General features: G+C 63.0%; 21 protein-coding genes and 1 pseudogene. 8 read left to right on the forward strand and 14 right to left on the reverse strand.

The genetic code is table 11. The features are described 5' to 3' along the window. Position 1: 1 nt before the first annotated feature. Both BLJAPNOD_RS04620 and BLJAPNOD_RS04625 read right to left on the reverse strand, forming a co-directional pair. The gene (locus tag BLJAPNOD_RS04620) at positions 2-934 is read right to left on the reverse strand and encodes a DUF6030 family protein (RefSeq protein WP_244610872.1); all 933 of its coding nucleotides are present in this window, start codon (positions 932-934) and stop codon (positions 2-4) included. Further along, positions 931-1,842, reverse strand: a complete 912-nt coding sequence (locus BLJAPNOD_RS04625; RefSeq protein WP_244610873.1) for a LysR substrate-binding domain-containing protein — start codon at positions 1,840-1,842, stop codon at positions 931-933. Before BLJAPNOD_RS04625 ends, BLJAPNOD_RS04620 begins: the two co-directional genes overlap by 4 nt. Positions 1,843-1,942: 100 nt before the next feature. Between BLJAPNOD_RS04625 and BLJAPNOD_RS35865 the strand changes: the two genes are divergently transcribed. The 4 genes from BLJAPNOD_RS35865 (at position 1,943) to BLJAPNOD_RS04650 (ending at position 7,847) form a co-directional block, all read left to right on the forward strand. Then, positions 1,943-4,603, forward strand: a complete 2,661-nt coding sequence (locus BLJAPNOD_RS35865) for an aldehyde dehydrogenase family protein (protein WP_244610874.1) — start codon at positions 1,943-1,945, stop codon at positions 4,601-4,603. Between the two features lie 18 nt (positions 4,604-4,621). Continuing rightward, positions 4,622-5,746 (forward strand): mandelate racemase/muconate lactonizing enzyme family protein, encoded by a 1,125-nt coding sequence (locus tag BLJAPNOD_RS04640; protein WP_115419053.1) that lies wholly within the window; start codon positions 4,622-4,624, stop codon positions 5,744-5,746. A gap of 92 nt (positions 5,747-5,838) precedes the next feature. Beyond that, entirely contained in the window at positions 5,839-6,744 is a 906-nt protein-coding gene (locus BLJAPNOD_RS04645; protein WP_115419054.1) for an aminoglycoside phosphotransferase family protein, read from the forward strand. A gap of 353 nt (positions 6,745-7,097) precedes the next feature. Continuing rightward, positions 7,098-7,847, forward strand: coding sequence for a F0F1 ATP synthase subunit A (locus tag BLJAPNOD_RS04650; protein WP_115419055.1), 750 nt, complete (start codon positions 7,098-7,100; stop codon positions 7,845-7,847). Positions 7,848-7,892: 45 nt separating this feature from the next. On the opposite strand, the gene BLJAPNOD_RS04655 is transcribed toward BLJAPNOD_RS04650, so the two are convergent. The 4 genes from BLJAPNOD_RS04655 to BLJAPNOD_RS04670 are packed head-to-tail and all read right to left on the reverse strand — an operon-like array spanning position 7,893 to position 11,435. Beyond that, positions 7,893-8,744: a metal ABC transporter permease gene (locus BLJAPNOD_RS04655; protein WP_115419056.1), complete on the reverse strand. Its 852-nt coding sequence runs from the start codon at positions 8,742-8,744 to the stop codon at positions 7,893-7,895. Continuing rightward, complete coding sequence (locus BLJAPNOD_RS04660; protein WP_115419058.1) at positions 8,741-9,601, reverse strand: metal ABC transporter permease; 861 nt, start codon at positions 9,599-9,601, stop codon at positions 8,741-8,743. The genes BLJAPNOD_RS04655 and BLJAPNOD_RS04660 overlap by 4 nt, the downstream gene beginning before the upstream one ends. Next, positions 9,598-10,533 (reverse strand): manganese/iron ABC transporter ATP-binding protein, encoded by a 936-nt coding sequence (locus BLJAPNOD_RS04665; RefSeq protein WP_077502238.1) that lies wholly within the window; start codon positions 10,531-10,533, stop codon positions 9,598-9,600. The genes BLJAPNOD_RS04660 and BLJAPNOD_RS04665 overlap by 4 nt, the downstream gene beginning before the upstream one ends. Beyond that, positions 10,530-11,435 (reverse strand): metal ABC transporter substrate-binding protein, encoded by a 906-nt coding sequence (locus BLJAPNOD_RS04670; protein WP_077502236.1) that lies wholly within the window; start codon positions 11,433-11,435, stop codon positions 10,530-10,532. The genes BLJAPNOD_RS04665 and BLJAPNOD_RS04670 overlap by 4 nt, the downstream gene beginning before the upstream one ends. Before the next feature lie 121 nt (positions 11,436-11,556). On the opposite strand from BLJAPNOD_RS04670, the gene BLJAPNOD_RS04675 reads away from it, so the two are divergent. Then, complete coding sequence (locus BLJAPNOD_RS04675) at positions 11,557-11,985, forward strand: Fur family transcriptional regulator (protein WP_077502234.1); 429 nt, start codon at positions 11,557-11,559, stop codon at positions 11,983-11,985. A gap of 70 nt (positions 11,986-12,055) precedes the next feature. Here the strand turns inward: BLJAPNOD_RS04675 and BLJAPNOD_RS04680 are convergent, their stop codons facing one another. Continuing rightward, entirely contained in the window at positions 12,056-12,967 is a 912-nt protein-coding gene (locus BLJAPNOD_RS04680; protein WP_115419059.1) for an EamA family transporter, read from the reverse strand. Positions 12,968-13,128: 161 nt separating this feature from the next. Continuing rightward, on the reverse strand, positions 13,129-14,613 hold the full coding sequence (locus BLJAPNOD_RS04685) for a nucleobase:cation symporter-2 family protein (protein WP_115419060.1): 1,485 nt from the start codon (positions 14,611-14,613) through the stop codon (positions 13,129-13,131). 312 nt (positions 14,614-14,925) lie between these two features. Here BLJAPNOD_RS04685 and BLJAPNOD_RS04690 point away from each other — a divergent pair, with 312 nt between their 5' ends. Beyond that, a complete protein-coding gene (locus BLJAPNOD_RS04690; RefSeq protein WP_115419061.1) occupies positions 14,926-15,363 on the forward strand; it encodes a hypothetical protein in 438 nt (145 codons plus the stop codon). Between the two features lie 13 nt (positions 15,364-15,376). Here the strand turns inward: BLJAPNOD_RS04690 and BLJAPNOD_RS04695 are convergent. After that, positions 15,377-16,288 (reverse strand): annotated as a pseudogene (locus BLJAPNOD_RS04695) (LysR family transcriptional regulator). 160 nt (positions 16,289-16,448) lie between these two features. On the opposite strand from BLJAPNOD_RS04695, the gene BLJAPNOD_RS04700 reads away from it, so the two are divergent. After that, on the forward strand, positions 16,449-16,814 hold the full coding sequence (locus tag BLJAPNOD_RS04700; RefSeq protein ID WP_115419062.1) for an antibiotic biosynthesis monooxygenase: 366 nt from the start codon (positions 16,449-16,451) through the stop codon (positions 16,812-16,814). Between the two features lie 158 nt (positions 16,815-16,972). Next, positions 16,973-18,139, forward strand: a complete 1,167-nt coding sequence (locus BLJAPNOD_RS04705) for an MFS transporter (protein ID WP_115419064.1) — start codon at positions 16,973-16,975, stop codon at positions 18,137-18,139. 105 nt (positions 18,140-18,244) lie between these two features. On the opposite strand, the gene BLJAPNOD_RS04710 is transcribed toward BLJAPNOD_RS04705, so the two are convergent. The 5 genes from BLJAPNOD_RS04710 to BLJAPNOD_RS04730 all read right to left on the reverse strand — a co-directional run bounded on the left by BLJAPNOD_RS04710 (position 18,245) and on the right by BLJAPNOD_RS04730 (position 23,126). Next, positions 18,245-19,966: an ABC transporter substrate-binding protein gene (locus BLJAPNOD_RS04710; RefSeq protein ID WP_077502220.1), complete on the reverse strand. Its 1,722-nt coding sequence runs from the start codon at positions 19,964-19,966 to the stop codon at positions 18,245-18,247. Between the two features lie 78 nt (positions 19,967-20,044). Further along, positions 20,045-20,329: a DUF2160 domain-containing protein gene (locus BLJAPNOD_RS04715; protein WP_115419065.1), complete on the reverse strand. Its 285-nt coding sequence runs from the start codon at positions 20,327-20,329 to the stop codon at positions 20,045-20,047. 12 nt (positions 20,330-20,341) lie between these two features. Continuing rightward, positions 20,342-21,166 (reverse strand): carbohydrate ABC transporter permease, encoded by an 825-nt coding sequence (locus BLJAPNOD_RS04720; RefSeq protein ID WP_115419067.1) that lies wholly within the window; start codon positions 21,164-21,166, stop codon positions 20,342-20,344. A gap of 20 nt (positions 21,167-21,186) precedes the next feature. Beyond that, entirely contained in the window at positions 21,187-22,053 is an 867-nt protein-coding gene (locus BLJAPNOD_RS04725; protein WP_077502214.1) for a sugar ABC transporter permease, read from the reverse strand. 2 nt (positions 22,054-22,055) lie between these two features. Then, positions 22,056-23,126, reverse strand: coding sequence for an ABC transporter ATP-binding protein (locus BLJAPNOD_RS04730; protein WP_115419068.1), 1,071 nt, complete (start codon positions 23,124-23,126; stop codon positions 22,056-22,058). Positions 23,127-23,143: the final 17 nt, after the last annotated feature.

Consider the following 23,143-nt stretch of genomic DNA (forward strand, 5'->3'; position numbering starts at 1 on the left):
GTCAGGGTTTTGTGTTGAGGTCGGTCTTTTCCGGTCCGGCATCCTCGGTCGAGCCCGCTTCCGTTTCGCCGCTCGCCGGCACCTTGGCCGGCCCGTTCCACGCCGTCGGACCGAGAACGAAGCTGCGCGCACCGTCTGTGCCGTAGGGCATCCATTTCTCACGGTCGAAGTAGACTTCAGCAATGGTCTTCGGGCGGGCGCGGGCGGGCTGGTTGGCGAGAAAATTGTAGCGTGCCGTGGTCTCGTCGGTTTCGCGCTTGAACTGCACGCGGCTGCCGAAGCGCTTCACGTCGAATTCCTTCAGCGCCTGGATCTGCAGCGCGATGCTGCCGCCATCGGCCCAGCGCACATGATCGAGGAAGACCGAGGCGGCGCGCGCGGCGCTGGTCGTCACCACCTGCGCATCCTCCGGACGCTCGATGTTGAGCTTGACGCGAAACGAGGTGATCTCTTCCTCGCCGCTGCCCTTGATGAAAATGAAGATCGACGAGGTCTTGTCGACGCCGGGGCGTGGAAAGGACACGAGCGAGGAGCATTCCCATTGGCCGCGTTCGCCGGCGCTCGATTTCCATTCGAGTTCGTGGAACCCTGCCTCGCGCAGTTCGTCGCAGAGCGCGCGCGGATCGCTGCGCAGCACCCGCAGGAACTGCTGCTCCGGCGTGTGGAGATCCTGGAACGTCCAGACCGGCAGGGCGATGCGCGGCGGTTGTCGCTTGACCTGCGGGGGCGGCTCCGGGGGCTTTTCCTTATCGAGAAACGTGGTCGGGAGATCGAGTGCCCTGAGCAATTGTTTCAGGTTTCGCTGTTCGTTGGCGAGCAGAACGGTCGCCACGATCGCCGTGACGATCACAGCAAAGGCAACGACAAAGAAGACCAGGCCAGTACGGCTCGGCTGTTTCGGCGGTGTTGTCGTCCTGATCCGTCCGCTGCTCATGTCGACTTTCCGAGTGCGGCGTGCAGGCGCAGCACCTCGTCCCTCGATGGGCGGTTGCGGGGTAGGCCGAGATAATAGCCATAGCCGGTGGCAAGCGTCTTGCTGCCGAGCACCACGAGCCTGCCGTTGTCGATGTGTTCGCGCAGCAGTCCGAGGCTCCCGAGTGCGACGCCGTCGCCGCGAAGGGCGGCATCGACGGCCATGACATAGGTCGAAAACGTATATCGGGGCCGCAGCCTGGAGCCTCGCGGGGCGGCACCGGTGCGCTCGAACCATTGTTGGAAGGAGATCCAGTTGGCGTTGAAGCGGTCGTAGTCGATGAGATCGAGCGCTGCGAACGCCTGCGGCGTTAGCGTTTCCGCATCGAGCCAGCGCGAGGCGAGATAGTCCGGTGATGCGACCGGCGCCAGTTCCTCCGCCATCAGCGGCGTCAGGTGCCAGCGCGGATGATCGCCGGTGGAATAGAGGATGACGAGATCGTTGTTTTCAGATGCCAGCTCCGAGGGGCTGTCGGAGGTCAACAGCCGGATGGAAATCCCAGGGTTCTCCTTGCCGAACTCGCGCAGCCTCGTGCCGAGCCAGAGGTGGGAGACCGAGCCGCTTGCGGCAATCGAGATCGCCTGACCGGTCGCGCCACGGAAAGGCTCCAGGCTTTCCTCGAGATAATCGAGCGAGGCCCGCACGCGCTGAAACAGCCGCTCGCCCTGCGGCGTCAATTCCAGGTTCTTGCCGCGGCGGCTGAAAAGCGGGCTGCCGAGGTGATCTTCGAGCGTCTTGATGCGCCGGCTGACGGCGGCCTGGGTGATGTTGAGCTCGCGACCGGCACGGGAAAAATTCATATGCCGGCTGGCCGCGTCGAAAACGCGAAAAGCCTCCAGCGGTATGCGGTCGAGCAGCCGGTGTTCCATGATCTCAGGTTATCAAAAAGGCCGAAAATTGCGTGGATTTGAAAATATCAGATTGTGATGCAGGGTAAAGCGATCATCCCGCGGCGACAGGAAGACGATTTTGGCCTTTTCCACTTCCTTCATTCCCGAAATCCGGCTGGCAGACAATATCCATACGACCATTGGTGCTGCCGCGAAAGCGCAGGGAGCCGCCACCGCGACCCTCGTCATCGACGGCTTTCTCGCCCAGACCGGTCTCGCAGGCCGGATCGCCGACAACCTCGCCCAAGAGGGCGTCACCGCGCGTGTCTTTTCCGAGTTTGCCGGCGAGCCCAAGCTGGCGCATGTCCGTGCAGCGAGCGTTGCGGCCACGGGTTCGGATCTCGTGATCGGCGTCGGTGGCGGTTCGGCGCTGGATATTGCCAAGATCGCCGCCTGCTGTGCGGCCTCCGGCGCGGACCCGATGCACTATGCGCTTGCCGCCAATCCGCTGCCGAAGACACCCTTGAAGACAATCATGGTGCCGACGACGGCGGGAACCGGTTCCGAGACGTCGGCGACCAACATCTTTGCCGGGCCCGAGGGCAAGAAGCTCTGGATCTGGGGGGCGGAAACCAAGGCTGATCTGGTGTTGCTCGATCCTATCCTGACGACGACGTTGCCGGCGCATCTGACCGCCTGGTGCGGCCTCGATGCCTTCATTCACGCCTTCGAGGCGGCGACCAACCGCAACACCCATCGCGGCGCGCAGTTCTACGCGCATGAGGCCTTGCGCCTGTTGACGGCGTCGCTGGAAACGGCGGTCCGCGATCCCGGCAATCTGCAAGCCCGCGCCGATGTGTTGCTCGGCTCCTGCTATGCCGGCATCGCCATCGACAATTGCGGCACGGCCGTCGCCCACAATATCAGCCATGCGCTCGCGGGACTGGCGCCGGTCCATCACGGGCTTGCCACCGCGCTCGGTTTCGAGGCGACGCTCGGCTGGCTCGTCGATGCCGATACGGCGGACCTCAACGCCGCTGCGAGAGCGTGTGGCTTGCGACGTGCCAGCGGGCCTGCCGGACTTCGTTTCGCGCCTGATGGATCGCTGTGGCCTTGTCAGGGCACTTCCTGCGGCGTTCGGGGCGTTTGGCTCCGCGGATCTTGCGGCAGAAATGAGGGCGCCAGAAAACCAGCCGATGCGGCGCTCGACGATCCGCCCGATCGACGATGCCGATATCGACCGTTTTGCAGCCAGCATCGTGGCTCTGCCAAAGACATTGTGAGCGAGGGGCGATACGAGATGAGCAAGGCCTATACGCGCGACCACTGGGAAGATGTGCTGACGGCGTTAGAACCGGAGGGTCGACATTTCATCGACGGGGAGCATCGCGCCGCGGCCACCGGCGAAACGTTCACCCGCCCCCGGCCGATGGACGGTAAGCCGGGCCCTACAGTCTCGCGCGGTCGTGCCGCCGATATCGATGCGGCGGTCAAGAGCGCGCGGATCGCGTTCGAAAGCGGCGTCTGGCGTAAGAAAGAGCCGCTCGAAAAAAAGAAGATCATGCTCAAATGGGCCGATCTCATCCGCGCCCACGGCGAGGAACTCGCCATGCTGGAAACGCTCGATGTCGGCAAGCCGATCATGGCGTCGCTCAATGTCGACGTCCGGCTCTGCGCTGACGGCATCCAGTTCTATGGCGAGATGATCGACAAGCTCTATGACGAGATCGCACCGACCGGGCCGAATGCCCGGGCGCTGGTGCGCAAGGTGCCGCTCGGCGTCGTCGGCGTGATCACGCCCTGGAACTATCCGATGATCATCGACGCCTGGAAACTCGGGCCGGCAATTGCGGCCGGCAATTCCGTGGTGCTGAAACCGGCCGAGCAATCGTCGCTGACCGCCATTCGCCTTGCAAGTCTCGCTGCCGAGGCCGGCCTGCCGGCAGGCGTCTTCAACGTCGTTACCGGCTATGGCGAGGAGACCGGAAAGCCGCTGGCGCTGCATATGGATGTCGACATGATCGCCTTTACCGGCTCGACCGAGGTCGGCAAGCTGATCATGGGCTATGCGGCGCAATCGAACGTCAAGCGGGTGGCGCTGGAGCTTGGCGGCAAGTCGCCGCTGGTTGTCTTCGAGGATGCCGATCTCGATGCCGCGGCTTCGGCTGTTGCCTGGGGCTGCTTCTACAATTCCGGCGAGACGTGTCATGCCTCGACGCGGCTGATCGTCCAGCGCTCGGTTCAGGCTGCACTGATCGCAAAGATCGAGGCGGTGACGAAGAGCGACATCGCGCTGAAGCATCCCCTTGACCCGACAGCCCAGATCGGCGCGCTGATCGAAGAGGCGCATCTGGAAAAGGTGCTGTCGCTGATTGCGACCGGCGAGAAGGAGGGCGCACGCCGCGCCTTCGGCGCCGAGCGGGTGATGACCGAGAGCGGCGGCTTTTACGTCTCGCCCGGCGTGTTCATCGACATGACCAACGACATGAGCCTGGCGCGGCAGGAGATCTTCGGGCCGGTGCTCGCGGCCATTGCCTTCGATACGGAGGAGGAGGCGCTGCGGATCGCCAACGATACGATCTACGGGCTGGCCGGCGCCGTCTTCACGAAAGACATGGACCGGGCACACCGGTTTTCCGAGGCGATCCATGCCGGCACGGTCTGGATCAATACCTACGACATGTCGAATTTCGCGACGCCCTTCGGCGGCTTCAAGCAGTCGGGTTTCGGCCGCGATCGCTCCGTGCATGCGATCGACAAATATTGCGACTACAAGACTATCTGGCAGCAGTTCGGCTGAGCCTTCGGGGGAGGGACCATGAGCAAGATCGCATCCATCGAGATCAGCCATCATCGCCTGCCGCTCGATCCGCCGTTCAAGGCGAGCTGGGACGGGCGGCCGCGGCGTCAGTTCGACGCGACGATCGTGCGCGTCAGGGACAACGAGGGCCGCGAGGGCATCGGCTCCGGCGACCTGATGAAGGGCTTCGAGGGTCACGAGGACCTGTTCGTCGGCCAGGATCCCCGCCAGCTCGAGCGCCATTACGAGGTGCTCTCGCACATCAACTTCCATTATGGCCGGTGCTGGCCGATGGATCTGGCGCTGTGGGATCTCTCGGGTAAGGTGACGGGCGAACCGGTCTGGCGGCTGCTCGGCGGGCGGTCCGATCGGGTGCGCCTCTACGCTTCGTCGGGTGTGCTGCGCGATCCCGGCGCCATGGCGGCGCAGGCGGAAAGTTATGTCGATGAAGGCTTTCCGGCGATGAAGGTGCGTTTCTCGTCGTCGGCCGGCGGCCGCGGCACCTGGCGCGACGACGTGCGCGCGCTGGAAGCGATACGCGCCCGTGTCGGCGATCGGCTGGATTTGATGGTCGACTGCAACCAGGGTTGGCGCATGCCCTGGGACACGGCGTTGTCCTGGACCTTCAAGGATGCGCTGACGGTGGCGCGCGAGTTGGAGCGGCTCGGCATCTACTGGATGGAAGAGCCGCTGCACCGCTCGGACCGCAAGGGTATGCGCCGGCTTTCGGACGCGACGTCGATCCGCATCGCCGGCGGCGAGATGACCCGCGAGCTCTACGAGTTTCGCGATATCATCGAGGACCGCGCCTTCGACGTGATCCAGCCGGACGTTGCGCTGGTCGGCGGCATCACCGGTTGTCGGCGTCTCGCCTTCCAGGCACGCGAGGCGGGCGTGATGATGACGCCACATTCCTGGACCAACGGCATCGGCGTGCTTGCCAATGCCCACCTGACGGCCGGCGTCGGCGACGCACCCTGGCTCGAATATCCCTACGACAATCCGGAATGGAGCGAGATGCGTCGGGATTTTCCGATGACGGCACCGCTGAGGCACGCAGGCGGCTGGCTAGAGCTTGGCGACGCGCCGGGGCTCGGTGTCATGCTGGACGAAGACAGGCTGAAGGCGACTCGTATCGGATAGGCCGGATTGCTGCCTCAAGCGCAAACGTTACGGACAGGCGACGATCGGCTAAAACAGGCGTCCGAGTTCTGGCGCGAGGCGTTTGTTGCAGCATGTCCGACCAATCGACGATCATTCCCGCCATTGATGCGGCTCTCGTCCGGCGCCTGATCGCGGCGCAGTTTCCGCAGTGGGCGGGGCTTGATATCGCGCCGCTGCTTCCAGGCGGCTGGGACAACCGGACCTTTCATCTCGGGCAGGACATGACCGTGCGTCTGCCGAGTGCCGCATCCTATGCGCTGCAGGTGGAAAAGGAGCAGTTCTGGCTGCCGAGGCTGGCGCCGCATCTGCCGCTGCCGATCCCGGCGCCCTTGGTAAAAGGCGTGCCCGGCGAGGGCTATCCATGGCCATGGTCGGTCTATCGCTGGCTGCCGGGCGAGGCGGCAACCGATGGTCGAATCGGCGACCTTACTATCTTTGCGCAGGACCTTGCCCGTTTTCTCGTCGCCTTGCGGCAGGTGGATGCGAGCGGCGGGCCGCTGCCGGGTGCGCACAATTTCTTTCGCGGCGGTGCGCCCGCCCACTACGACGCGGAGACCCGCCGTGTGCTCGCAGCACTCCAGGGGCGGATCGACACGGATGCTGCGCGTGATGTCTGGGAGGCAGCACTTTCGGCACGCTGGACGGACGCGCCTGTCTGGTTCCATGGCGATATCAGCTGGGGCAATTTGCTGGTGGAAGACGGCCGGTTGAGCGCCGTGATCGATTTCGGCACGACGGGCATTGGCGATCCCGCCTGCGATCTCGCCATCGCCTGGACGCTGTTTCATGGGACGAGCCGAGAGGCGTTTCGCGCCGGCGTCGCGCTCGATGCCGGCACATGGGCGCGCGGCCGCGGCTGGACTTTGTGGAAGGCGTTGATCGTCTATGCCGGTCTTCCCGGCACGAATTCGGCCGAGGCGGAAAAATGCCGGCGCGTGATCGAAGAGGTGCTGGCCGACCACCGGGAATTTGGGTGAGCCTCGGTCGACCGAACCATTCGATCCCGCTCTATCTCAGGGTGTGTTCGGCTTGACCTTGCCGGAAATTGCCTCTAGGTCAGGCGCACGCGGGACGACCCGCGTCGATGCTTCGCCTGGGGACGGCCCCACTATCTCGGTTTGAGATAATGGAGTCGATCGCATCATGCAGCATCCTGGCCTGCGGCACGCCCGCGTGCGCTTTTCCTACCTAAACAAGCTGAACCTCTGCTACGGGCGCAATCGTGTCCCGTTGCGAGATCGGCTTTCGCCCGTTTTCCAAACAGATTGATGCGCCCGCGGCCGCCGCCGGCGCGCCATGGTTGCTTCCTTGCCAACGCACGAGGTTCATGATGGCCGGACCCATCGAACAATTCGAGATCAAGTCGCTCTTCCACATCGCCGAGGTCGGCGGACACGATATCAGCTTTACCAACTCGGCCGCCTTCATGGTCGTGACGGTGGCGATTGCCAGTCTTTTCCTGATGCTTTCGACGCGCAGGCGCGGCCTGGTGCCGAACCGGGCGCAGTCGGCGGCCGAGATTCTCTATGAATTCGCGTCGAAGACCTTGCGTGAAAATGCCGGCGAGCACGGCATGCGCTTCTTCCCGCTGGTGTTTTCGCTGTTCATGTTCATCCTGGTCGCCAACCTGATCGGCATGTTTCCCTATGCCTTCACGGTGACGAGCCATATCTCAGTGACCTTTGCACTGGCGCTGCTCGTCTTTCTCACAGTGACTATGTACGGCCTGGTGAAGCACGGCTTCGGCTTTCTCCGGCTGTTCATGCCGTCGGGCGTGCCGCTGGTGCTGGCGCCGATCATCATCCCGATCGAGGTCGTTTCCTACCTCTCGCGTCCGGTCAGCCACTCGGTTCGTCTTTTCGCCGTCATGCTCGCCGGCCACATCACCTTGAAGGTGTTTGCGGGCTTCGTCGTCAGCCTCAGCGGCTTCGGCGCGCTCGGGATGCTCGGCGCTGTCATGCCGCTGATGATGACGGTAGCGTTGACGGGTCTGGAACTGCTGATGTCGGTCATCCAGGCCTACATCTTCACTATGCTGACCTGCATGTATCTCAACGACGCGCTGCACCCGAGCCACTGAGATGACAGTATAGGGCCTCCCTTCCCGCGGAAGGGAGGCCCTAAGTCATTCGATCGTCGTCCGCTGCGCCTCGATGCGGGCCGCCCGGAAGGATGACCAGAGAAAAGCGGCTAGGAAGATCACGGTCATCAGCAGCACGATGGTCGGTGCCGGGGCGCTGTCGATGAAGAACGAGAGATAGACGCCGGAGAACGAGGCGACGGTTGCCACCAGCACGGCGACGATCAGCATGCTGCCCATGGTGCGGGTGATCAGGAACGCGATGGCCCCGGGGGCGATCAGCATGGCGATGGCGAGGATCAGGCCGACGGCCTTCAGCGCGCCGACGATCGTCAGCGACAGGATCGCCAGCAGCCCGTAATGCAGCCAGTTGACGCGCAGGCCGACGGCCTTGGCCTGTGCGGGGTCGAAGGCGTGCAGCAGGAAGTCCCGCCACTTCACCGCCAGGATAGCGGTCGCCACCAGCGCGATCAGGCCGGTCTCGATGATGTCGGGCCAGCCGATGCCGAGCATGTCGCCGAAGAGGATATGGTCGAGATGCACGTCGCTCTGGATCTTGGTGTAGAGCACCAGGCCGAAGCCGAACATGCCGGAGAACACCACGCCCATCACCGTGTCCTGCTTGATGCGGCTGTTTTCCTTGAGGTAGCCGGTAAGCAACGCACAGGACATGCCGGCGGCAAAGGCGCCGACCGCAAGCGGCAGGCCGACGATGTAGGAAATGACGACGCCGGGGAAGACCGCATGCGATATGGCGTCGCCCATCAGCGACCAGCCCTTGAGCACGAGGAAGCAGGAGAGCAGGGCCGTCGGGATCGCCACCAGCACCGAGATCAGCAGCGCGTTGCGCATGAACTCGAATTCGAAGACGGCAAGTAGAAGGTCGAGCGAAATCATGGCGTGACCTCCAGGGCTTCGGCGCTGCGCCTGCGGGCGGCCAGCAGTCCGTGCTTAGGAGCGAAGATGAACGCGGCGAAGAAGATCAGCGTCTGCAGCACGATGATGATGCCGCCTGTGGCCCCATCGAGGAAGTAGCTGAAATAGGCGCCGAAGAAGCTGGTGAGCGCGCCGATCGCGACGCTGATGACGATCAACCGCGGAAACCGGTCGGTGAGCAAATAGGCCGTGGCACCCGGTGTCACCACCATGGCGATGACGAGGAAGGCCCCGACCGTCTGGAGTGCGGCGACCGTGCAGGCCGACAGCAGGGTGAAGAACAGCACCTTGAGGAAAGTCGTGGGGATGCCGATCGAGCGCGCGTGGCTCTCGTCGAAGAAGGTGACCATCAGGTCCTTCCACTTCGCCGTCAGGATGACCAGCGAAATGATGCCGATCAGTGCCAGCTGCAGGGTGTCGGCAGGCGTGATGGCGAGGATGTTGCCAAGAACGATCGTCTGGATGTTGACCGAGGTCGGTGACAGCGAGACCATGAACAGGCCGAGGCCGAAGAACGAGGTGAAGATCAGCCCGATGATGGTGTCTTCCTTCAGCCGAGTGCGCTGGTTGAGAAACAGCATCACGCCGGCCGCAAGTCCGCCGGAAAAGAAGGCGCCGAGCGAGAAGGGCAGGCCGAGCATATAGGCGCCGGCCACACCTGGGACGATCGAGTGCGAGAGTGCGTCGCCGATCAGCGACCAGCCCTTCAGCATCAGATAGGACGACAGGAAGGCGCAGACGGCGCCCACCAGGGCGCTGACCCACATGGCGTTGACCATGTAATTATAGGTGAAGGGCTCGAAGAGCGTGGCGATCATTTGCCTGCTGCCTCCGGGTCGCTCTCCGGTTTGGCTGGCTGCGACACCATCTGGCCCTTGGCGCCGTACATCACCAGCGGCCGCTCGTCGTCGGTGATGACGGAGAGTTGCCGTGGATCGGCGTCGTCATGCAGGCTGTCGCCGCCGAGCACGAAATGCCTGAGCACGCCACCGAAGGCGAGTTCGAGGTTTTCGCGGGTGAAGGTCGTTTCCGTCGGACCATAGGCCAGAACGGTGTTCTTCAGGAGAACCGTGCGGTCGCAGAATTCCGGCACGCTGCCGAGATTGTGGGTCGAGACCAGCATGACGCGGCCCTCGTCGCGCAGGCCGATCAGCAGGCGGATGATGGCGTCCTCGGTCTTGACGTCGACGCCGGTAAAGGGCTCGTCGAGCAGGATGACGCGACCGTCCTGGGCAAGCGCGCGCGCCAGGAACACGCGCTTCTTCTGGCCGCCGGAGAGTTCGCCGATCTGGCGCTTGCGGAAGTCGCTCATGCCGACGCGGGCAAGGGCCGCTGCGACGGCCTCATGGTCGGCCTTCTTCGGGATGCGCAGCATGTTCATGTGGCCGTAGCGGCCCATCATCACCACGTCCTCGACCAGAACCGGAAAGTTCCAGTCGACCTCTTCTGCCTGCGGCACATAGGCGACGAGGTTCTTCTTCAGCGCCTCCTGGACGGTAAGTCCGAGGATTGAGATTTCGCCCTTGGCCAGCCGGGCAAAGCCCATGATCGCCTTGAAGAGGGTCGACTTGCCGCTGCCGTTGACGCCGACAAGGGCGGTGATCGTGCCGGTCGGGATCTCGAAGGAGGCATCGCGCAGCGCCCGGTGGCCGTTGCGATAGGTCACCGTCGCGCCGGTTACGCGGATGCCGCTGCCAATATCTCCGGTGCCGGCAGTGGGGCGGGCACCGGTCTTCACCTGAAGGTTCATTGCGAAAGGCCTTTCGCGATGGTTTCGGACGTGACGCGCAGGAGGTCGATATAGGTCGGCACCGGACCGTCCGCTTCGCTCAGGGAATCAACATAGAGCACGCCGCCGTATTTTGCGCCGGTTTCCCGCGCCACCTGCTGGGCCGGGTCGGGCGAAATCGTGCTTTCGGAGAAGACGACGGGGATGTTGTGGGCGCGGACCGCGTCGATGACCTTGCGGACCTGCTGCGGCGTGCCTTGCTGGTCGGCATTGATCGGCCAGAGGTAAAGCTCTTTCATGCCGAAGTCGCGGGTGAGGTAGCTGAAGGCGCCTTCGCTCGACACCAGCCAGCGCTTGTCTTCCGGGATCTTGCCGATCTCGGCCCGGATCGGGGCGATCGCCGCCTCGATCTTCTGCTTGTAGGCTTCGGCATTGGCCTTGTAGGTCTCGGCATTACCGGGATCGTATTTGACGAAAGCGTCGCGGATGTTGTCGACATAGATCAGTGCTGCCGAAGGCGACATCCAGGCATGCGGGTTCGGCTTACCGCTATAGGGGCCTTCGGCAATGCCCATGGGCTCGACGCCGTCGGAAACCACGACGCCCGGCACCTCATCGAAATTCTGGAAGAACTTTTCGAACCAGAGTTCGAGGTTGAGGCCGTTCCAGAGGATCAGCTTGGCATCGTGCGCCTTGAGGATGTCGCGCGGGGTCGGCTGGTAGTTGTGGATCTCGGCACCGGGCTTGGTGATCGATTCGACGATTGCCGCGTCGCCCGCGACGTTCTTGGCCATGTCGGCAATCACCGTGAACGTCGTAACGGCCTTGAACTTTTCCTGCGCCAGAGCGGTGCCCGGAACGAGCGCGAAGGCTGCCAATGCGGTTGCTGCAACCAGGATCGCGCGTCTCGTCTGATCGATCATTCCATACTCCCCGATGTTGTCATGCACAGGAGTAGGGGAATGATTTGCATAAGTCAATGCAAATGAGAAGCATTCGCAACTGGCTATTTTCAAACTTGCCGGCCTTGGCTAGTGTAGCGCCATGAAACAGAACAAGAATCGCGTTGAAGAGCTGGAAGGCGTGCTTCGGGACGGCGGCGTGCGCGTGACGCGGCAGCGTGCGGCAATCCTGAAGATACTCGCGACCGCCGAAGATCACCCGGATGCGAGCGAATTGCACCGCCGCGCCAAGGAACTGGATGCCACCGTTTCTCTGTCGACCGTCTACCGGACGCTGTCGGCGCTGGAGCAACAGGGCGTCGTGCAGCGCCACGCCTTTGAAAGCGCAACCGCCCGTTTCGAGACGGCCGATGCGCCGCATCATGACCACCTGATCGACATCGATACCGGGGCCGTGATCGAGTTTCGCTCCGACAAGATCGAGCAGCTGCAGGCGGAAATCGCCGCCGAACTCGGCTACGACCTGGTTCGCCACCGGCTCGAGCTCTATTGCCGCAAGCGCAAGGACTGATCGACATCACGCCGTGACTGACGAAAGGCGCAGCGGGTCAATCGCTGCGCCTTTTTTCGTTGTCTTGAGGCTAGCCGCGGTCGGCAAGCGCGGATCCGGTCCGGCGTGCCGGAATGGTCATGGCGGCGACGCCGATGACGACGCAGGCAAGGCCGATCCAGATCGTGTCAGACAGTCTTTCGCCGAGGAAGAGAACCCCGATGCCGACGCCGACCGGTACACGCAGGTATGCCTGCGCCGTGGCGCCGACCGAGCCGAGCGTCTGGATCAGCCGGAAGTAGATGGCGAAGGCCAGCGCCGTCGAGAACACGGAAAGGCAGACAAGCGCGATGACCGACTGAGCGGAAGGAGCAAGCGTCCAGGGCTGGTCGATCACCAGGCTCGCCGGGATGAGGAGCACGGCGCCGGCGAGAAGCGAGCCTGCGGCCGGAACCATCGGGTCGAGACCCCCAAAATTCTTGCCGAAGATGGCGGCACCGGCATAGCAGACGGTCGCGAACACCACGGCAAGCTGCGGCAACAGCTGGTCGCCGAGACCGCCGAAGGCCTGGACGCCGATGATCAGGCTGATGCCGGCCATGCCCGCGACGACACCGATCAGCTTCCTTGCCGATGCCGCTTCGTGGCGGGTGATCAGCGCCGTCAGCAGGAAGGCGAAGATCGGGGTGGCCGCGTTGAGGATCGAGGCGACGCCGGCGTCGATCGTCTGTTCCGCCCAGGCGATCATGGTGAAGGGGAAAACGCTGTTGAGGCAGGCCTGGAACAGGAAACGCCTCCAAGTGGTCGCGTCGCGCGGCAGCTTGATGCCGCGAAAGCGAAGGACGGCGAGCAGGATGGTGCCGGCGATCAACGTGCGTGCGGCGATCAGCGTCACCGGCGGAATGGTTTCGACGCCGATCTTGATGAAGGTATAGGACGCGCCCCAGAGGGTTGCGAGCAAAGCGAGCAGCAGAAGCTCGAGCGTGAGGTTGGTCTTGGCCATCGTGGCTGATCCTTCGGGGCTTTTTTCGTTGCCCACTTTCTAGCGCGCCGAAGCCTGCCGATGCTTCGCTCGCGATCGAAGTGTCGGGGGCGGCATGGATGCCGGAACGGCAAAGCCCCGGCCTTCTTGCGAGGGCCGGGGCTTGATGGTGTTGAGGCGGCTCAGTGGCTGTCGGCAAGCCTTGCCGCGCTGATCGAGGCCGACCGTTCGGCGCTCAAGCCGTTGAAGAAGGCGTTGAGCACGACCGCCGAGATCGAGGCGAGCACGATGCCCGATTCGATGATCGGGTGGATCGCATGCGGCATCCACATCAGGAAGTTCGGCGCAATCAGCGGGATCAGGCCGAAGCCGACCGAGACGGCAACGACGAACAGGTTGTTGCGCGACGACTTGAAGTCGACGGTCGACAGGATGCGCACGCCGGTGGCGGCCACCATGCCGAACATGACGAGCCCTGCGCCGCCGAGCACGAAGGTCGGCACCGCTTCGACCAGGGCACCCATTTTCGGGATCAGTCCGAGCACGATCATGATCGCGCCGCCCATGACGCAGACATAGCGGCTCTTGACGCCGGTGACGCCGACAAGACCGACGTTCTGCGAGAAGCTGGTGTAGGGGAAGGTGTTGAACAGGCCGCCGATCATCGTGCCGATGCCGTCGACGCGAAGGCCGGCCGTCAGTTGCTGCTGCGACACTTCCTTGTTGGTGATTTCACCCAGCGCCAGGAACATGCCCGTCGATTCGATCATCACCACGATCATCACCAGCGACATGGTGGCAATCAGCACCGGGTCGAAGATCGGCATGCCGAAACGCAACGGCGTGACGACGGCAAACCAGCCGGCATCCGCCACCCGGTCGAAATGCATCATGCCGAGGCCGGCGGCAAAGACGCAGCCGATGACGATGCCGGTGAGCACTGCGATGTTGCTGATCAGCCCGCGGCCATAGCGCGCGACGACGAGGATGGAGATCAGCACGAAGGCGGCAAGCCCGACATGGCTCGGCTCGGCATAGATGGGGTTTGGAACCGTTGCACCGAGCACGATGCCATCAGGAACGGCCGGGCCGCCGGTGCTGGCGAGTGTCTTCAGTCCGGCCAGCCATTCGGCGTGGGTCGGATCGACCAGCTTCGGCGCTGTCGGTCCGAAGGGATTGCCGAAGATCCAGTTGACCCCCACGCGCATCAAGGTCACGCCGATCACCAGAATGATGGTGCCGGTGACGATCGGCGGGAAGAAGCGCAGCAACCGTCCCATGATCGGGGCGAGCAGCAACGCGACGAGGCCTGCGCCGATGATGGCGCCGAAGATCAACCGGGCGCCCTCATGCCCCGGCGTCATGGTCGCCATCGATACCATCGGGCCGACGGATGCGAAGGTAACGCCCATCATGACAGGAAGGCGGATGCCGACGCTGCGGGTGATGCCGAGCGACTGGATGATGGTAACGAGGCCGCAGACGAAAAGATCGGCCGAAATCAGGAAAGCGACATCTTGAGGGCTGAGCTGCAAGGCCCGGCCGACAATCAGTGGAACCGCGACCGCGCCGCCATACATGACAAGAACATGCTGGATCCCGAGGGTCGCAAGCTTGCCGACAGGCAGCTTCTCGTCCACCGGATGTATGCTGGATGCGTCGCTCATGGTTACTCCTCCCAACGTCGACCAGTCTGCTTCCCCGTCCTCCAACAGGGATCCCCGGTCTTTCGACAGGGAAAGGGCATCTTTGGTGCCGAGACAGAATGCCGCAAGTGCAACCCAGGAGTAAACACTTTCGGGAATTCGGGGGGAATGCGCGCCGTTAAAGGGAGTGCTGGGCAAGCGGCAAGCGACATGAGCCGATGCAACGTTGCCGCAATGCGGCGCAGGCAATGTGCACTGGCGTCGAGGCGAAGTCTAGCCTCCGCCTGGATGTCGATGGGGTTGCTGCATATGAGAATTTCGCCACCTTCTGGCATGCTTCGTCGTTTGGTCGGCGCGTTGGTCGCCGTCGTCATTGTCCTGTGGCCGTTTGCCGCCAACGCCGAGACCGAGGATTTTCCGGGACAGTGGCGACAGATGGTGTCGAATGCCGGCGCCTGCGAAACCTGCTGGCTTGCGATCAAACAGCACGGCCCCATCCTGAAAGTGTCGTCCAACAATGGATGGTTTGCCTTTGCCCATGCGGACCTGAAGACGCGTTCTGCTACCGCGACCGGCATCGGCCGCTGGAGCGAGAATGCCAGCGGCCACTATGGCGGCAAGCCGTTCGACGTCCGCTTCGTCATCGTCGACGGGCAACTCTATCTGGACATGGTCGTGCTGATGGATGACGGCACGAAACAGGCGATCCGGGCGATTTTTGACAAGGACCGGCCGGGCAAGACCGCACGCCGGGTGCTGGCGAAATCGTAGGCCCGGTTTCCCGTTAAAGCGGGCTCGACGAGCCGCCATTTTCCGGGAAGAGATTGGCAGCCATGAAATCGACGAAGACGCGCAGTTTCGGCGAGAGGTGCCGGCTCGAGGGCCAGAGGATTCGGTAGGTGCCGCAGCGGCGCAGCTGGTTTTTGAGTATCGGTACAAGTGTCCCCTCGCGCATCTGCCGCCTGACCGTGAAGTCCGGAAGACAAGCGATGCCGAGCCCCTCCTCGGCCATATGGATCAGCGGCTCCAGCGCGTTGGAGACGGCTGTTACCGGCAGGCCGACAGTGAGTGCAACGCCATCCTGCACCAGCGGCCAGGGCTCGAGTTTGCCTGTCGAGGGAAATCGGTGATGCAGGCAGTGGTGGCGTTCAAGATCTGTAGGCGTCTCCGGCACGCCATGTTTCTCGAAATAGCCGGGTGAAGCGACCAGTTAGGGGTGGAACGTGCCGAGCTGACGCGTCATCAGCCGGGAATCGCCGATCTCGCCGCTGCGTACCACCGCATCGAAGCCTTCCTCGATGACGTCGACCATGCGGTCGGAGAAATCGAGATCGATCTCGACCTCCGGATAGGCGCGCATGAAAGCTGTCAGCGTCGGCATCAGCAGCATGCCGGCCGTCGGCAGGCTGACGCGCAGTTTGCCGCGCGGGGCTTCCTGGCTTTGCACCAGCTCGGCCTCCGCCGCTTCGATCTCGCAGAAAATCCGCCGGCAGCGTTCGAGAAACAGCGTGCCTTCCGGGGTCAGCGTGACGCTGCGGGTGCTGCGATGGAAGAGGCGAACGCGCAATCGCTCCTCAAGGCGGGCAATCGCCTTGCCAACGGCAGAGGGCGAAACGCCGAGCTGGGCTGCGGCCTCAGTAAAGCTGCGGGCATCCGCCGCCTGCACGAATGCATTGAGTGCGCCAAGGCTGTCCATTTGTCGTCCTCGCCCGTCCTTCGGAATTGTAGATATTTTTGTCCGATATCTTCGGAGCTGTAGCGCATTTTTCTTCGATTGGAAGCTCGCCATAGTCCGCCTGCCCGACGCAGCGGCTTCGTTGCGCGCAAAATCACCGTCGGCGGAAGAAGGAGAAAACATGCAGCAGGCACTTGTGGCGGGCTTCCGCGCAAACCCTGAACCCACCGTCTTTATCGTCAATGTCATCCACGCCCACGAGGGCAAGCAGGAAGAGGCCTTCCGCCTGATCCAGGACGTGGTCAACTATGTGGCCGAGCGCAAGGAGGGCTTTCTCTGGAGCAATCTTGCAAAGAGCACCGACGGCAAGACGGTGGTGAACATCGAAGCGATAGCCGGCGAAGGGAATGTCGAGGAATTCTTCAGCGACGCGGTGTTCCTCGAAAAATTCAGGGCGCTGCATTCGGTCTCGACCTGCGAGTTTCACACCTATCGCGTCGAAGATCTCGTGCTGCCCAAGCGGGCAACACTCGCAGCGTCGGCATAGGCAAGATCGCCGCCCGCCTCGGCTGGCGGCGAACGCCTTGTGCGCGCTTCCTTTCCGCCATTGCCGCTTGAGACCGACGTTCCCGTCGGGCGATACCGAGAGATAGCTCCATGCAATCCAACGACTGCGCGCTTTCACCTCCGCAGGAAACATTATCCATGCCCGCCGCAGGCGCCCGGTTGCCGCTTTCGGCGCTGCTGGCGCTTGCGAGCGCCGGGTTCATCACCATCCTCACCGAGGCACTGCCGGCCGGGCTGCTCTCGCAAATCAGCGCCGACCTCGAGGTGTCGCAGTCGCTCGTCGGGCAGATGGTGACGATTTATGCGATCGGTTCACTCGTCGCCGCCATCCCGCTCGTGGCGCTGACGCGGACCTGGCGCCGGCGGCCGTTGCTGATCACGGCGATCTCCGGGTTTGCCGTCGTCAATACGGTGACCGCGCTCTCGAACGACTATGCCCTGATCATGGACGCGCGCTTCCTTGCCGGCGTTTTTGCCGGCCTGCTCTGGGCGCTCGCTGCCGGCTATGCCGGCCGCATGGTGGCGCCGCAGCAGCAGGGGCGGGCAATCACCATCGCCATGCTCGGCGCACCGGTGGCGCTTTCGATCGGCATCCCCGCGGGGACCTTGCTCGGCGCCATGGTCGGCTGGCGGCTGACCTTTGGTCTCCTGAGCATCATGGCAGTCCTGCTCGTCGGCTGGGTCCTGTGGGCGCTTCCCGACTTTCCGGGGCAACGCGCTGAGCGACGCCTGGCGCTTTCATCGGTGTTCCGGCTGCCGGGGATCCGGCCGGTGCTGTTCGTGATGTTTGCCGTCGTTCTCGCCCACAACATCCTCAACACGTATATCGTGCCGTTCCTGAAGCCGTCAGGCCTTGATGCTCGGGCAGACACGGTGCTGCTTGTCTTTGGTATCGCCTCGCTCGTGGTCATTCCCGCCATCGGGATGTTGGTCGACAGGCATCTGCGCCTGCTGGTGCTGGCGAGCATGATCCTGTTTGCGGCAGCATCATTACTGCTTGCCTTCCGGGCCGATCATTCGGTCGCGATCTACATCGGAGTTATCGCCTGGGGGCTCGCCTTCGGCGGCGCAGCGACGCTGTTTCAGACCGCTTCGGCAAAGGCAGCCGGCGTGGAAGCGGATGCGGCGCAGTCGATGATCGTCACGGGCTGGAACGCGGCAATGGCAGGCGGCGGATTGGCGGGCGGCCTGCTGCTCGACAGTGCCGGCGCGACTATTTTTCCAGCTGTGCTGCTGGCTATCCTGCTTCCGGCTCTGCTGGTGGCCTGGACTGGCCGCCATGGATTTCCGCCGCGCTCGCGCTGACGACGGTCTGCAATCATGAAAAACCGGGGCCGTTGCCGACCCCGGTGCCGCATCTCCTGATCTTCGGCCGCCCGTTTGCACGGGCGGCCGCCGTCCTGGGAGTGATTACTTCTGCCAGCTCTTTACCAGTTCGTCGTAATTGACGGTCATCGGCTTTTCTTTTTCGTTCTCGATCTTCAGCTGTGGAGCGAGGTTGCCCTTGGAAACGGCATCCTTGTTCCAGTATTCGAGGTCGTGTTCCTCGGCGAGCTTCGGACCGATCTCGCCCTGGATACCGGCGCGTTCGAGGCGCTGAAGCACCTTTTCCTGCTCGGCGCACAGCGAGTCCATCGCTTCCTGCGGTGTCTTGGCGCCGGAAGAGGCGTCACCGATCGCCTGCCACCAGAGCTGAGCCAGCTTCGGATAGTCAGGAACGTTGGTGCCGGTCGGCGACCACTGCACACGGGCCGGCGAACGATAAAACTCGATCAGGCCGCCGAGTTCCGGCGCACGCTTGGTGAAGCTCTCGTGCTGGATCGAGGATTCGCGGGTGAGCGTCAGGCCGACATGGCTCTTCTTCACGTCCACGGTCTTCGAGGTCACGAACTGCGCGTAGAGCCATGCGGCCTTGGCGCGGTCTTCCGGGGTCGACTTCATCAGCGTCCAGGAGCCCACGTCCTGATAGCCGAGCTTCATGCCGTCCTTCCAGTAGACGCCATGCGGCGAGGGGGCCATGCGCCACTTCGGCGTTCCATCCTCGTTGACAACAGGCAGGCCCTTCTTGACGGCATCGGCGGTAAACGCCGTGTACCAGAAGATCTGCTGGGCGATGGCACCCTGGGCCGGGACCGGGCCCGATTCGGAGAAGGTCATGCCCTGGGCTTCCGGCGGCGCATAGGCCTTCAGCCAATCGAGATACTTGGCGATCGAGTAGACCGCTGCCGGGCCGTTGGTGTCGCCGCCACGGGCGACGCACGAGCCGACCGGCTGGGACTTCTCGTTGACCTTGATGCCCCATTCGTCGACCGGCAGGCCGTTCGGGATGCCCTTGTCGCCGTTGCCGGCCATCGACAGCCAGGCGTCGGTGAAGCGCCAGCCGAGTGACGGGTCCTTCTTGCCGTAGTCCATGTGGCCATAGACCTTCTTGCCGTCGATCTCACGGCCGGTGAAGAATTCGGCGATGTCCTCATAGGCAGACCAGTTGACGGGAACGCCGAGGTCGTAGCCGTACTTCGCCTTGAAGTCCGCCTTGTTCTTCTCGTCGTTGAACCAGTCGTAGCGGAACCAGTAGAGGTTCGCGAACTGCTGGTCGGGAAGCTGGTAGAGCTTCTTGTCCGGCGCGGTGGTGAACGACGTGCCGATGAAGTCGGCGATGTCGAGGCCGGGGTTGGTGACGTCCTTGCCTTCGTTGGCCATCCAGTCGGTGAGGTTGCGCACCTGCTGGTAGCGCCAATGGGTGCCGATCAGGTCGCTGTCGTTGACATAGGCGTCATAGATGTTCTCGCCGGACTGCATCTGCGTCTGCAGCTTTTCGACGACGTCGCCTTCACCGATCAGGTCGTGGGTGATCTTGATGCCGGTGATCGCGGTGAAGGCGGGCGCCAGCACCTTGGATTCGTATTCATGCGTGGTCAGCGTTTCGGAAACGACCTTGATGTCCATGCCGGCAAACGGCTTGGCGGCATCGACGAACCATTGCATTTCCGCTTCCTGGCCGGCGCGGTCGAGCGTGGAGAGATCGCCGACTTCCTTGTCGAGGAACTGTTTTGCCTCGTCCATGCCGGCGAATGCCGTGCCGGTCAGTGCCAGCAGCACCGCTGCTGTCGTCGTGAAAAGGTGCCGTCGCATAATTTCCTCCCTTTGGGTTTTGCGATTGCGTTCATTGCAGTGTCGGAAGGCCCTCCCGGACCTGCCATTTCGATCGCCTCACACGTAGCGGAAGACGCCGACGGCATAGACGACGGAGAGCGCCAGCGCCCACCAGAGGTCCTGTCCGCCGCCGAAGCCGAGCCATGCGAGGTGAATGAAGGCGCTGCCGAGCAGCGAAACGAAGAGCCGGTCGCCGCGCGTCGTTTCGAACCGCAGGATACCGACGCGCGGGTTGCCGCCCGGCGAGACATATTCCCAGATGCCCATGCCAACGAGCAGCAGCGCGATGGTGATGAAGAACAGCGCCGTCGGCAGCGTCCATGCCATCCATGAGAAATTCATGACGAAGCTCCTTTAGACGCGGCCCAGGGCAAAGCCCTTGGCGATGTAGTTGCGCACGAAATAGATCACGAGCGCGCCGGGGATGATGGTGAGCACGCCGGCCGCCGCCAGCACGCCCCAGTCAAGGCCGGAGGCGGACACGGTGCGGGTCATGATGGCGGCAATCGGCTTTGCCGCCGTGGTCGTCAGCGTGCGGGCGAGCAGAAGCTCGACCCAGGAGAACATGAAGCAGAAGAAGGCCGCGACGCCGATGCCGGAGGCGATCAACGGCGTGAAGATCTTCAGGAAGAAGCGCGGGAACGAATAGCCGTCGATATAGGCGGTTTCGTCGATCTCCTTCGGCACGCCCGACATGAAGCCTTCCAGGATCCAGACCGCCAGCGGTACGTTGAACAGGCAGTGGGCAAGCGCCACGGCAATGTGCGTATCGATCAGGCCGAAGGCCGAATAGAGCTGGAAGAACGGCAGGGCGAAAACGGCCGGAGGCGCCATGCGGTTGGTCAAGAGCCAGAAGAACAGGTGCTTGTCGCCAAGGAAGCGATAACGCGAGAAGGCGTAGGCCGCCGGCAGGGCTGCTGCCACCGAGATCACCGTGTTCATGACGACATAGATGATCGAGTTGATGTAGCCCTTGTACCAGGACGGATCGGTGAAGATTACCGTATAGTTCCGCAGGGTCGGGTTCTGCGGCCACAGCGAAAACGTGCTGAGGATCTCGCTCGTCTCCTTGAAGCTCATGTTGACGAGCCAGTAGATCGGCAGCAGCAGAAACAGGATGTAGACCGTCGGGATCAGCCAAGAGAGGCGTTGCGACAGGGGTTGTGTTGTAGCGGTCATGGTTTTTCCTCCCTTCCGGCTCAGCTCTGCGCGTCGCTTGTGGTCATCACGGTGTAGAAGATCCACGAGAGCAGCAGGACGATGAGGAAGTAGATGATCGATAGGGCTGCCGCCGGACCGAGGTCGAACTGGCCGATGGCCATCTTGACGAGGTCGATCGACAGGAAGGTGGTCGAGTTGCCGGGGCCGCCGCCGGTGACGACGAAGGGCTCTGTATAGATCATGAAACTATCCATGAAGCGCAGCAGGAAGGCGATCAGCAACACCCGCTTCATCTTGGGCAATTGGATGTAGCGGAACACGGACCAGCGCGACGCGCCATCGATCTTGGCTGCCTGATAGTAGGCGTCGGGGATCGAGACGAGGCCGGCATAGCACAGAAGCACGACGAGGCTCGTCCAGTGCCAGACGTCCATGACGATCAGCGTCACCCAGGCGTCCATGGGGTTCTGTACGTAATTGTAGTTGATCCCGAGCGCTTCCAGCGTATGGCCGAGCAGGCCGATGTCGACGCGGCCGAAGACCTGCCAGATGGTGCCGACGACGTTCCACGGGATCAGGAGCGGTAGCGCCATCAGGACGAGGCAGACCGGCACGCCGAGGCCCTTCTTGGGCATGTTGAGCGCGATGATGATGCCGAGCGGGATTTCGATCGCAAGGATGATCGCCGAGAAGATCAGGTTGCGGGTGAGCGCATCCCAGAAGCGGTCGGAGGTCAGGACTTCGACATACCAGTCGGTGCCCGCCCAGAAGAACTCGTTGTTGCCGAAGGTGTCCTGAACCGAATAGTTGACCACCGTCATCAGCGGGATCACCGCCGAGAAGGCGACGAGCACCAGCACGGGCAGGACCATGAACCAGGCTTTGTTGTTCCAAGTCTTTTCCATGGTCAGGCCTCCCCGCCGACGCGCCAGGAATCGGCGTAGATGTTGATGGCCTTCTGGTCGAAGGCGATGCGCGGATCGGCCGGGATGTCGCCGTCCTCGTCGAGGATGATCGAGATCGGCTGATCGGCGAAGCGGGCGCGCACGATCTTGTGGCGGCCGATATCCTCGATCTTGGTAATCGCGACCGGCATGCCCTCGCGGCCGATCGACACGAATTCCGGGCGAATGCCGAGTTCGGTCTTGGCGCCGGACTTGAACTCGGGCCGGAAATTGAGGGGGATGGTCTCGCCGCCGATGGTCGCGGTGCTGCCGTCGATCCTCGCCGGCAGGACGTTCATGCCCGGCGAACCGATGAAGTAGCCGACGAAGGTATGGCGCGGCCGCTCGAAGAGCTCGGCGGGCGTGCCGATCTGCACGATCTGGCCGTCATACATGACGACGACCTTGTCGGCGAAGGTGAGCGCCTCGGTCTGGTCGTGGGTAACATAGACCATGGTGAAGCCGAACTGCTTGTGCAGCCGCTTGATCTGCGAGCGCAGCACCCATTTCATTTCCGGATCGATGACGGTCAGCGGCTCGTCGAACAGGATGGCGCTGACGTCGGAGCGCACCAGGCCGCGGCCAAGCGAGATCTTCTGTTTCTGGTCGGCGGTCAGCCCTTGCGCCTTTTTGCCTGCCCAACCGCCAAGGCCGATCATCTCGATGATCTCCTTGACGCGGCGGTCGACCTCGGTCTCGGGCACACGCCGGTTGCGCAAGGGGAAGGCGAGATTATCGTAGACGGTCATCGTGTCGTAGATGACCGGGAACTGAAACACCTGGGCGATGTTGCGGTCCTGGGTGGACAGATGCGTCACGTCCTTGCCGTCAAAGAGGATGCGTCCCTCGGACGGATTGATCAGCCCCGAGATGATGTTGAGCAGGGTGGTCTTGCCGCAGCCGGACGGCCCGAGCAGCGCATAGGCGCCGCCATCGTTCCATTCGTGGTGCACTTCCTTGAGCGCGTAGTCGTTTTCCGACTTCGGCTTGGCGCCATAGGCGTGGCGGATATGTTCGAGATCGATGCGTGCCATTGTCTTTCCTCCCAGCG

Source organism: Ensifer sp. M14, assembly GCF_003355565.1.
Taxonomy (GTDB): Bacteria; Pseudomonadota; Alphaproteobacteria; order Rhizobiales; family Rhizobiaceae; genus Ensifer.